Genomic DNA, 12,081 nt, shown 5'->3' with positions numbered 1-12,081 from the left:
CGATTCTGGAGTGCCCCCCAAATGTCTTTAAACGATTCAAAAATCCGCAACTTAAAACTTTCTTCCCGTCCTGTAAAACTCTCCGATTCACACGGTCTGTATCTGCTGGTCAATCCGGGCGGTTCGCGTATCTGGTACCTCAAATATCGTTTTGGCGGCAAAGAATCCCGCGTCAGTCTCGGCGCTTATCCGCTCATCTCGCTCTCTGAGGCAAGACAGAAACGTGACGATATCCGTAAATTACTGGCGCAGAATATCAACCCTGCACAACAGCGCATGGCTGATAAGGCCGCCGCTTCTCCGGAAAAGTGTTTTAAAGCTGTCGCGCTGGCATGGCACAAAACCAACAAAAAGTGGTCGGCTGATTATGCCGCGCGTATTCTCGCCAGCATGGAAAATCATATCTTTCCGGCGATTGGTCATATGCCCGTCACCACGCTGAAAACGCAGCATTTTACTGCATTACTGCGGGTTATTGAGGATAAAGGCTTTCTCGAAGTCGCGTCCCGAACCCGGCAGCAGCTTTGTAACATCATGCGTTACGCCGTTCAGCAGGGACTCACCGAAAACAACCCGGCGCAGCATCTGGAAGGCGTCACCGCACCGCCGGTTAAAAATCACTATCCCGCCCTGCCGCCGGAGCGGTTGCCCGAATTGTTTGAGCGTATCGGCGATTATCAGCAGGGACGGCAGTTAACGAGGCTGGCGGTGGTGCTGACCCTGCATCTGTTTATCCGCTCCAGCGAACTGCGCTTTGCCCGCTGGAGCGAGATTGATTTCAGACACAAAATCTGGACCATCCCCGCCACCCGCAAGGCCATTGACAAAGTGCGTTTCTCTGGTCGTGGCGCAAAAATGCGCACCCCACATATCGTGCCGCTTTCCCGGCAGGCCATTGCCATTCTGAAACAGATACAGGAAATATCTGGCCATCTGGATTTAGTTTTCCCCGGTGACCACAACCCGTACAAGCCGATGAGCGAAAACACCGTCAACCGGGCGCTGCGTTTAATGGGCTATGACACCAAAACGGATGTCTGCGGGCATGGTTTTCGGGCAATGGCCTGTAGCGCACTGATGGAATCTGAACTCTGGTCGCGGGATGCAGTGGAACGGCAGATGAGTCATCAGGAGCGTAACAGCGTAAGGGCGGCGTACATCCACCACGCTGAACACCTCGACGCCCGTAAGACCATGATGCAGTGGTGGTCGGATTATCTGGACGTCAGCCGCGATGGATACGTTGCGCCCTATATTTATGCGCGCCAGCATAAGGCGGCCTGAGCCAGCGGCAATGTAATCTGTTGAAAATGAAAACGCAGATCCAGGTTGAACCGGATCTGCGTTTCTGCATTAAAAGGTTTTATCTTCAATATTCCGGTGATTAATCGGAAAGCATACAAAATTATTTGGGGCCAAATAATTATATGGCAAAAACTATCAATTTTAATAAATTAACAGGTAAATACCACAAATCATTCACGCGTGAATAATTTTGTACGAAAACCGATGAATGGTGCAATTTTATAAGGTAATGGCTATCAGTCAGCCTCTTCCCGTCGCCCGTAAACCTGCGCCACATATCGCCCGCGCCCGTCGCCGTGCCCCAAATCCATCGCCGTCAGCGCCAGTGTTTCTTTCTCGCTGAATCCCTGCGCCAGATAATGACAAATGGCGTCCTGCGCCCAGGCATAGCGCAATGAGTGCGGGGAATATGCGCCAGTTAAGCCAAGCCCCGACGCCTGACTATGCCAGTATTTCATCGCGCTTTTCAGGTCGGGTTTATCGATCAGCCTGCCGTGTCGCTCTTCTGCCACAACCAGCGCAGTATCCAGCGCTCTTTTGACAGTGCCAGCATCAAGAATCACGGTTTCACGCGGGCGGCCGCCTTTGGTGCCGAACACCACAGTCAGCCGGGACTCGCTCCGCTCCAGCGCCTGTTTCCACGTTTTCAGCGACTGCGCACTCTGCACCGCTTCCTGCGAGCGCAACCCCATCAGCCTTTAGAGTTCCAGCGCTGCCGCCAGCCCCGGATCTTTTATGCGGGCGGTTTCCAGTACATGGTGGTAATACTCCGGCGTGATGGCCCGTTTCGTGCCGCTACGGGATGCGCCGGACAGACCCAGTGAACGGTTGTTCAGCCGTTCACTCTGCGCCAGCCTGTCAGGTCCGGCCTGTTTCAGGATGCAGCGCACCGCCGCCATCTCGTTTTGCAGGGAACGCTTCGTGATACCCTGCGCCAGCCGTTCACGGATATAGCCTTCAATATGCCGGGCCTTAAGCTGCTCCACCCGGCGGATCTGCACATTCTGCGCCAGCACCAGACGCTCACAAAACCGCTGAGCCAGCCTGATGCGGTCATCCACAGTTTTGTAGCTGCCGCCCGCCTGCTGCGCCAGCTGCTTCATTTCCTGCTCCAGTATCCCCATATATTCCCCTTTTCATGATTGCCGTAAACTCATCCCAAAAACCAACACTGATACAGCTTTCCCCGGCGCGTCGGCCGATAGCCCCTGTTTTTTTGTCGGGGCTGCGAACGATACCTGAGCGCCGGGGCGGCAGCCGTTGAGGTGTGGTGGGGCTTCGGTTGTGCTCTCTGAGCAGCCGCCCGCTTGCGCGGGTTATCCCCCGGATCGTCCGGATCCGCCTCGGTATCGGTTCATGTTCTCCTTATGGGTCAAATGGCCTGAAAAGGCGGTGCCAGAATCCAGCCAGTAGCTGGCGCAGTTGAGTTTTCTGGTGCAGGTCGAAAAGGCTGCGTGCGTCACTTTCCCGCTCTGCGCGGGTAAAGTGACGCACTGGACTGGTGCAGTGCTCAAACGTTGCGTTTCTGGTGCAGTTTTACAGTCACGCGGCAGCAAAGCCTGACGGCAATGAAGGCTGCAGCCCGTCAGGTAAAAGGCGCTGAGAGTGTCAGCCAGTATCGGTTGGCCAGGATAATTCCGGCGTGGTGCAGATAAGGCCAGCATTCTGGCGCAGTAAAAGGCGTTGTGATGTGGAAACGTTGGCCTCCGTCGCAATAATCCGCGACCCGGTGTTTGCAGAGGTCTGCACCGGTAAAGGGATCAACCGTCCTGAGGGTTCAGGTGCTTCTTTCAGGTTGAGAAGCGTTGGGCGCTGCCGAAGCAGCGGAGTGCAGAAATGAGATTACACCCGGTTTATGCGGATGAAAAGGGTAAACTTTTTTTTCGGAAAAATAAATTCCCCGGGATTTATTACTGAATTTGTACCCCGGAGATAAAAGCAAACGTTCTCAATACAGATAAATTCCCCGTAGCTTCAGACAACGACCGAAAGGGGAATTTGCGGAATGATAAAACGGCTCCTGGTGCATCAGTCGGGTAAAAAGGATTTACCCGTTGTTGGAATGCCATATGGTGGCGCACAGCACTTCTTATATTTCTTTCCGGTACCAAATAGACAGGGGATTTCATTTTGTTGCAACGCCTTCTGTTGCCGGTATTTAAGGAATTTATAATGCAAATGAGGGGGGCATGGAAATTATATGAAACGTAAAATGATGCTGTCAGTCACGATATAAAACGGAATGGTTGTTGCCGTAATTGTTTATGGCCAAACGGATTTAAATATTCATATGACGAATAAATATATTTTATATATTCACTAGATATATAAAATAAGCAAGCAGGGCGAGATACCATTGACTCTCATGCTAAAAATATTATATTGAAACAACCTGACAGATAAAAACTACAAACCTTACAAGTTGACGTGTGTATGTTCGCAATAGAAATAAAATAACAGCATGTTACCGCGCTGTTATTTTATGGGCTGTTTTGTTGCATTGCCATTATATACATGCCCTGCAGTAGTTGTTACCGATAAATACTACAGGTGACAGGGAAAATAAACCAAGGGAAATAAAATGAATAAATGCTTCAGTATTGTCTGGAGTGAATCACAACAAAAATATGTTGTGGCTTCCGAACACGCCCGCAGTTACGGCAAACCCCGCACACTTCGTTGCCTGGCACTGACCGGTCTCATTGCCGCACTGTGTTATCCACTGGCTGCGCAGGCTGGTACCGGTATGCAGTCCGGGCCGGACCCGCTCGCCCAAAAAGGCTCCCCTTTATCATGGTTTCCGGCTGATGGGGGTGGCAATGCCGTGGGCAGTGATAACAGCCAGACCCTTTCTGCGGCAGATGTGACAACAGCAGGCAGTGATATCTGGCGTATCTACGGCGGGCTGGATGTTGCGTCAACGCCTGATGCAACTGACGCGATTGCCGGCGAGAGCATCGCAAACAACAATACCCTGACCCTGTCCGGCGATACCATCTCCTTGACTGGCGGGCTCTACGGCGGCTACGCGCTCAGCCGGGCAGTTAATGGCCTGAACACTGAGGATGCCGATGCGTCTGTGAATAATCAGTTTGTTGATAACTCAATAAATTTAACCAGCGCAACAGCAAACGCAAACCAGGCAACGGCCTTCGGCAATACCGTTAACGGAGAGCATGTGCAGATTGTCTCTGGCGGCGATACGGGGCTTACCCTGAGCGGCGGCATGGCACAGAGTCAGGCCGTTAACGCATGGACTCTGGGGGATGCAACCGGGGGGAACGCCAGCACTTACGCCGACGTCTACGCCAGCGCCTACGCCCACGCCACTAAATCCGCTGCCACGGCAGGCAGTGCCACGGCAGAAGGTAATACACTGACGGATATCACGGCAGGTGATAACAGTACCCTGAGCGGCGGCATGGCACAGAGTCAGGCCGTTAACGCATGGACTCTGGGGGATGCAACCGGGGGGAACGCCAGCACTTACGCCGACGCCTACGCCGACGCCGACGCCGACGCCTACGCCTCCACCGCCACGGCAGGCAGTGCCACGGCAGAAGGTAATACACTGACGGGTATTACGGCGGGTGAAAACAGTACCCTGAGCGGCGGCATGGCACAGAGTCAGGCCGTTAACGCATGGACTCTGGGGGATGCAACCGGGGGGGCAGCCTACGCCAGCGCCTACGCCTACGCCCGCGCCACTGAATCCACTGCCACGGCAGGCAGTGCCACGGCAGAAGGTAATACACTGACGGATATCACGGCAGGTGATAACAGTACCCTGAGCGGCGGCATGGCACAGAGTCAGGCCGTTAACGCATGGACTCTGGGGGATGCAACCGGGGGGAACGCCAGCACTTACGCCGACGCCTACGCCGACGCCGACGCCGACGCCTACGCCTCCACCGCCACGGCAGGCAGTGCCACGGCAGAAGGTAATACACTGACGGGTATTACGGCGGGTGAAAACAGTACCCTGAGCGGCGGCATGGCACAGAGTCAGGCCGTTAACGCATGGACTCTGGGGGATGCAACCGGGGGGGCAGCCTACGCCAGCGCCTACGCCTACGCCCGCGCCACTGAATCCACTGCCACGGCAGGCAGTGCCACGGCAGAAGGTAATACACTGACGGATATCACGGCAGGTGATAACAGTACCCTGAGCGGCGGCATGGCACAGAGTCAGGCCGTTAACGCATGGACTCTGGGGGATGCAACCGGGGGGAACGCCAGCACTTACGCCGACGCCTACGCCTACGCCTCCACCGCCGCGGCAGGCAGTGCCACGGCAACCGACAATACACTGGCCCCCGGCAAGTACAGCGGCAGCAACAGCCAGCTCTATGCCGGTCACGCGCTGTCGGCAGCCGATAATGCCCGTACCGACGGAAAAGCACAAGCCGGGGCAGATGTGAATGCTCATGTCACTGATGACGGCGTACAGGCCGGTACCGCCACTGCCACAACCAGTCACCTGACGCTGGCAGGCACCACGCTGACTGGCAGCAATCTGCTGTATGGCGGTTATGCCGCCAGTACCGCCACCAACGCCCACACCACAGGCAGTGGCGATGCCATGCTGAATATAGCATCTGATGCATCCCATCTGTCTTCCGCCACTCTGGAAGCCCACAGCGGTGATGCAACCGCCAGCGACAACGATATTCTGGTCAGCGACAGCAGCAACATCAGCGGCGACCTCTATGGCGGCTATGCCGTCTCGCAGGCTTATAACGGCTGGACAGAGGGGGCCGGCACGGTACAACTGAGTACCGGGGGCGGGAACAGTTATACCGCCACAGCAGGCAATACTGTGGCCAGCAACAACATCGTCACGCTCGGCAACGGCACCGTGTCGGGAGATATCTACGGTGGCTATGCCCTTGCTGAGGCCTGCGTCAGTAAAAGTGTCAGTGGTGGCTGCTCTGATAATGTCAGCAGTACCGATACCGTGAACGTCACCACGGGCACCGCCACCGCCAGCAATAACACCGTTATTCTGGATGGCAGCAACGGCAGCGGCAACCTGAGTCAAGCTAATCTCTATGGTGGCGTGGCGCTGACCCGCCAGGGGGCGGCTGAACAGGCCGGCATCACAGAAGGCAACACGCTGGCTGTTCAGGGTTTTGATGGCACGGTCAACAGCGTGCAGAATTTCCAGAAATATCAGTTTGAGGCTGACGCCAGCCCGCAAACTGAGGACACCGTGCTGACCGTCACGTCAGCCGTGGATTTCACCGGAGTGACAGACATGACGGTTGACCTGTCGGCGTCGGACTACAACAGTATTACCAGCGATGCCATGCTGACGGACGATATACTGATGGCGTCTGACACGGGGATAACGGGGTTTGACCCTGCCACAGTGTCCTTTACCGGCACCACAACAGATGTTCCGGATTACCTCACGATTGACCCACAGGTTGTGCAGAATAACAATCAACTGGTACTGAATCACCCCGGCCTGTCCTGGAATGCCGCGCTGAACGCCCACGGCACATTCACGCCGGATAAGGATAAATCCTTTGAGGTCACCAGCGTTCTGGCGGATGTGACAGACAGCAGCAAACGGGACAGTCTCTGGGACGGTACCACCCTGACCAAAGCCGGTGACGGCACGCTGATTCTGAGCGGCGACAACACCTACACCGGCGGCACCAATATCAACGGCGGCACCCTGGATGCCAACAGCCTGACGGCGTTGGGCACCGGCGATGTGACTAACCATGCCACCCTTAACCTCAACGCTGCCGGGGAGTACATCACCGCCAGCCTGACCACCGATGATGGCGGCGTCACCTCATTGGCCGCAGGCACCACCCTCACCACCGGCACGCTGGACCAGCAGGACGGCAGCACGCTGAACATCAACCTGGGCGATAGCGCCAGCAGTCCGGTTATCACCGCCGACAGCGCCAGCCTTGACGGCACGCTGAATATCACCGGCATCGGTAATGTTGCGGACTCGCTGACCAGTGACCCGTACACCTTCACTCTGATCGATACCGACAGCGCCATCAGCGGCGATTTCGACACCCTGACCATTGCCGGAATGGACGCCAGACAGACTGACTTCCTCACCGTGGACGGGCGCGTTGACGGCTCACAGTACCAGCTTGCCGCCTCGCTCTCCTGGTATGCTGACGTGGATGGCGCCGCTACCGACGCTCACGGCACCTTTACCCTGAGCGACCCGGATGGCAGCTTTGAGGTCAGCAGCGTACTGGCGGATGTGAGCGCCAACAGCGGCTGGGATGGCAAAACCCTCACCAAAGCAGGCGACGGCACGCTGATTCTGAGCGCGGCGAACACCTACAGTGGCGACACCGACGTCAACGGCGGCACGCTGTGGCTGACCGACACCGGCGTGATTGGCGCCACGGGCAGCACGCAGAACGTCAACGTCGCTTCCGGCGCGACATTCGGCGGCACCGGCGTGGTCAACGGCAACGTCAGCAACAGCGGCAGCATTGCCATGAGCCAGAGCGCCACGGAAACCGGCCACACCCTGACCATCAACGGCGATTACAGCAGCAACAACGGCAACCTGTATATGAACACCTATATGGGCGACGACAGTTCACCAACCGATAAACTGGTGATTAGCGGCGACACCTCAGGCAAAACAACGGTTTACTTTACCGCCACGAACCCCGGCGAAGACGGGGCGGCCACCAGCAACGGCATTGAGGTGATTGATGTCGGCGGCAGCTCGGGGAGTGAAGATTTTACGCAGGGCAACCGCGTGGTGATGGGGGCGTATGAATACCGTCTGTATCAGCATACCGACAGCGACTGGTATCTGGAGTCGAAGGCGAACGACGACGATGACGGTGGTGATGTCATACCGCCGGATGGCGGTGGCGATGTGACGCCGGGCGTGCCACAGTACCGTGCCGACATCGGTGCCTACCTCGGCAACCAGTGGATGGCGCGCAACCTGCAGATGCAGACCCTGTATGACCGCGAAGGCAGCCAGTTGCGCAGCGACGACGGCAGCGTCTGGATGCGCTTCAGAGCCGGTCGCGCCGACTCCGGCGCCGCAGGGGGCAGTATTGATATCGACCACAACTACTCGCAAATCCAGTTTGGCGGCGACATCGCGGCCTGGGGCAACGGTGAGCAGAGCCTGACCGTCGGCCTGATGGGCAGCTACATCAACGCCGACTCCGACAGCACCGGCAACAAAGGCGCGGACGGCAGCCAGTTCTCCGCCAGCGGCAACGTCGATGGATACAACCTCGGGGTGTACGCCACCTGGTTTGCCGACGCCAGAAACCACAGCGGGCTGTATGTTGACAGCTGGTATCAGTACGGCTTCTACAACAACAGCGTCAGCAACGAGGGCCTCGGGTCAGAAGACTACGATTCCAGTGCCAGTGCCGTCTCGCTGGAAACCGGCTATCGCTACGACATCGGGCTGAGCAACGGCAACACCGTCAGCCTGACCCCGCAGGCCCAGGCCACCTGGCAGCATTACACCGCCGACAGCGTGACCGACCACAGCAACACGCGCATTGACGGCCAGGACAGCGACATCTGGACTACCCGTTTAGGTCTGCGGATTGACGGTAAGCTGCACAACAGTAAAGCGGCAGTCATCCAGCCATTTATGGAGGTGAACTGGCTGCACACCAGCGACGATACCAGCGTGTCGTTCAACGACATGCAGGTGGACCAGGATATCCCGGCCAACCGCGCCGAGCTGAAGGTGGGTATCCAGGCGAACCTGAACAGCCAGTGGAGCGTCAGCGCCCAGGCGGCAGGGCAGACCGGCAGTAACGACTACCGTGACCTGAACGGCAGCCTGAACGTGCGGTATAGCTGGTAACGACGTTCATAATAAAACGCCCCCGGACATCAAGACCGGGGGCGTTAAGGTGTCAAAAACCGCGAGTCGTCGCGGTTTTTTCATCTGTATGGTGGCACAGGGAATGGTATTAATTCCGTACACAGAAACCAAAGGAACTAACCCAGTTGGCGAACACCATTATGGGGCCAGTTCACAGTGAGATTAGGTTCAGTCTCCTTCGATACCTCGTTTTCCAGCCCAGAAAGACTATTTTTGAACTCTTCATAACTAGCTTCAGCCGCTGGAGGAGAATGGAAAAACAAGCCATTAATGAAGATCGGTACTATTTATCTGGTTCGAAAGAAAGCAGAGATGAGATGGTGTACAAACCATAGTACTCAGCTTACATGCAGAAAGGAAAACCAGAAAAAAATAGGTGGTCATTCTGGTGGTCTTGACAATCCCAATTTTTAGGTTTAGCTTACCAATCAGCCAGTTAATGGCTAAGGCGATCCCAGTCAGAGGAACCATATTTAAGAAGCCTGCTTAAGGAAACTTGAGCGGGCTTTTTGCTTTTTAGCTTTTCAGTAAATCCACCCGACATGCAGGTGGATACTTTACAGACTGGGTATTATCAGAACTGGTAGCTGGCAGTGAGGCTGACGTTACGCGGCTCACCATAGACGATAGAGCCTTCGACATTGGTATCGTAGGTTTTATCGAACAGGTTATTGATATTGCCCTGGAGGGCGAAATTCTTCGTTACCTGGTAGCGAGTGAATAAATCCACCAACGCGTAGCTTCCCTGTTCTGCACGGAACGTGCCGTATGGCGTCACGGTATCGCTATACACTCGATTCTGCCAGTTAACTCCGCCCCCCACGGTCAGTGCCGGCAGGGCAGGCAGGTTATAACGGGTGAACAGTTTTACTGTAGTACGCGGCAGGTTCGGATTGACGGCATTGCCGTCGTTGTCATCCGCAACGTACCGCGTTGCGCCGAAAGTCATCTGCCAGTTATCCGTGATCGCACCGTTCACTTCGAATTCAACGCCTTTGCTGACCGTTCCATCCATCGCTTTAAAGGCCGTATCCCCATTGCTACCGGCGATTGGTACGCCGGTTGATTGCGCCACGTTATCCTGCTCAATGCGGAATACGGCGAGGGTGGTGGTTAAACGGCTGTTCATCCAGTCTGATTTCAGACCAACCTCGTAGTTGTTGCCGGTAATAGGGGAGAGATATTTACCGGAACTGTCGCGTTTGTTCTGCGGCTGGAAGATAGAGGTATAGCTGGCGTAAGTGGACCAGTTATCATCGATGTCATAAACCAGACCCGCATAGGGCGTGGTGTGGTTTTGTTCCATGCTGTAGGTCAAGGTGTCGATACGCCAGTTGGTATAGCGCGCGCCGACGATCAAATGCAATGGGTCGGCCAGAGAAATGCGCGTTGCGGCGTACAGCGATTTCATGTGCGTGGTATCGTCCTGAGCCAATGACTGCGGGTTCCAGTTGGTTTCCGGGAAGTTACCATTGTAGGTATAAAAGCTGCCGATTTCGTTGGGGAAAACGTTCGCCCACGAGCTCTCATAACGGTTATTTTGCTTGCTGTAACTGCCGCCCAGCATCAGGTTATGCTGACGACCAAACAGGTCGTAGCCACCATCGGCAAAGAGATCGACGGCATCGACTTTACGCTTGCCGCTATTCCAGCCTGTTCCACCCACGTAATCATAGCCCGGTCCATAGTTGCCATAGGGACCGATCAGTGTGCCGTCAGCTTTATTAACGTAAGCGTCGACGTACATCATCTTGCTGTCGAACTTGACCTCGGAATGTGTGGCATTCAGGGTTGTTTGCCAGGTATCCGCGAAACGCTGTTTGAGTGACACGAAGACTTTGTTGATGTCTTTGTCATTGTAAGTCCAGTCCGGCGCGGTGCTGCGCGAGCGGTCGTAGCTGTTTTTGCTGCCATCGGTATTCCAGCGCGGCAAGCCGCCCCAGGTTGGACTGTTGATATCAATACGCTGGTATTCGTAACCTGCTGACAGGCTGGTGGTGTCGCCCAGATCGGCATCGACAATCCCCGAGAAAAACATTTTTTCATTGTTGTAACGGTCAAGCCAGGAATCGTTATTTTGATAACCCGCCACGATGCGGGCACGCACGTTGCCGTCTGCCGTCAATGGGCTTTGCAAATCCGTCACATAGCGTTGCTTATTCCAACTGCCGTATTCCGCGGAGACATTCCCCGTGAACTCGCGGCTGGTTGCATGTTTACGGATCATGTTAATTGATGCCGAAGGATTCCCCGTGCCGGTCATTAACCCGTTTGCACCACGAACCACCTCTATACGTTCAAACAAGGCCGTGTCGGAAAGGGCATCGCCGAGGTTCCAGCGGGATTCAAAATAGGTCGGGATCCCATCGACCATGTAGTTATCGATCTGGAATCCGCGAGAGAAATAGCTGCTGCGATCAGAGTCCGCCTGGCTTTTACTGATCCCCAGGGTGTTATCCATCACATCACCCAGTGTCTGGAGTTGCTGATCTTCCATACGCTGTTGGCTGACGATGCTGACAGATTGCGGGATATCTCGCTGTGTCATCTGCATTTTTGTGCCTGCGGATGTCGATTTAACGCTGTAATCCTGCTCATCACTGGATGTGGCGGAGGCTGAACCATCAACGATCACGGTCTCTTCTGCGGAGGCGGCGAGGCTGGTACAAGGCAATAACGCAGCCGTAATACAGGCTGCCAGGAGGGATGGGACAATGGCAGAACGATGCTGTTCGTCCCTGTAGTGTGTTGTGAAAGACATCGGAAAGTCCTTGATAATTATTAATATTAAGTTCGAATCACGTGACTGCGTAATGAACCCTTTGGCTGTTAATTATTTTTCTTTCATAAGAATGCAAATGCGAAATATACGCATTCATATTCAATGTGTAAACAAATGCTACGCATAAATGAAATAT

General features: G+C 55.1%; 3 protein-coding genes and 1 pseudogene. 2 read left to right on the top strand and 2 right to left on the bottom strand.

Annotated features, from left to right (window positions below):
• The first annotated feature begins 21 nt into the window (after positions 1-21).
• Entirely contained in the window at positions 22-1,284 is a 1,263-nt protein-coding gene (locus HV041_RS11090; RefSeq protein WP_121584511.1) for an integrase arm-type DNA-binding domain-containing protein, read from the top strand.
• 257 nt (positions 1,285-1,541) lie between these two features.
• Here the strand turns inward: HV041_RS11090 and HV041_RS11085 are convergent.
• Positions 1,542-2,429: pseudogene (locus tag HV041_RS11085) on the bottom strand (integrase domain-containing protein).
• Between the two features lie 1,457 nt (positions 2,430-3,886).
• Here HV041_RS11085 and HV041_RS25190 point away from each other — a divergent pair.
• Complete coding sequence (locus HV041_RS25190) at positions 3,887-9,142, top strand: autotransporter outer membrane beta-barrel domain-containing protein (protein WP_182294217.1); 5,256 nt, start codon at positions 3,887-3,889, stop codon at positions 9,140-9,142.
• Between the two features lie 595 nt (positions 9,143-9,737).
• Here HV041_RS25190 and fhuE read toward each other — a convergent pair.
• The gene (fhuE, locus tag HV041_RS11075) at positions 9,738-11,924 is read right to left on the bottom strand and encodes a ferric-rhodotorulic acid/ferric-coprogen receptor FhuE (RefSeq protein ID WP_115602219.1); all 2,187 of its coding nucleotides are present in this window, start codon (positions 11,922-11,924) and stop codon (positions 9,738-9,740) included.
• Positions 11,925-12,081 lie beyond the last annotated feature (157 nt).

Origin of the sequence: Citrobacter sp. RHBSTW-00029 (genome assembly GCF_014104295.1) — a bacterium.
GTDB lineage: Bacteria > Pseudomonadota > Gammaproteobacteria > Enterobacterales > Enterobacteriaceae > Citrobacter > Citrobacter youngae.
Note: the sequence above shows the minus strand (reverse complement) of the source record. Positions and strands in the feature narration are given on the sequence as shown.

Coding starts and splice junctions, on each gene's coding strand:
- HV041_RS11090 (WP_121584511.1), top strand. CDS start 22: ATGTCTTTAAACGATTCAAAAATCCGCAACTTAAAACTTTCTTCCCGT.
- HV041_RS25190 (WP_182294217.1), top strand. CDS start 3,887: ATGAATAAATGCTTCAGTATTGTCTGGAGTGAATCACAACAAAAATAT.
- fhuE (WP_115602219.1), bottom strand. CDS start 11,924: ATGTCTTTCACAACACACTACAGGGACGAACAGCATCGTTCTGCCATT.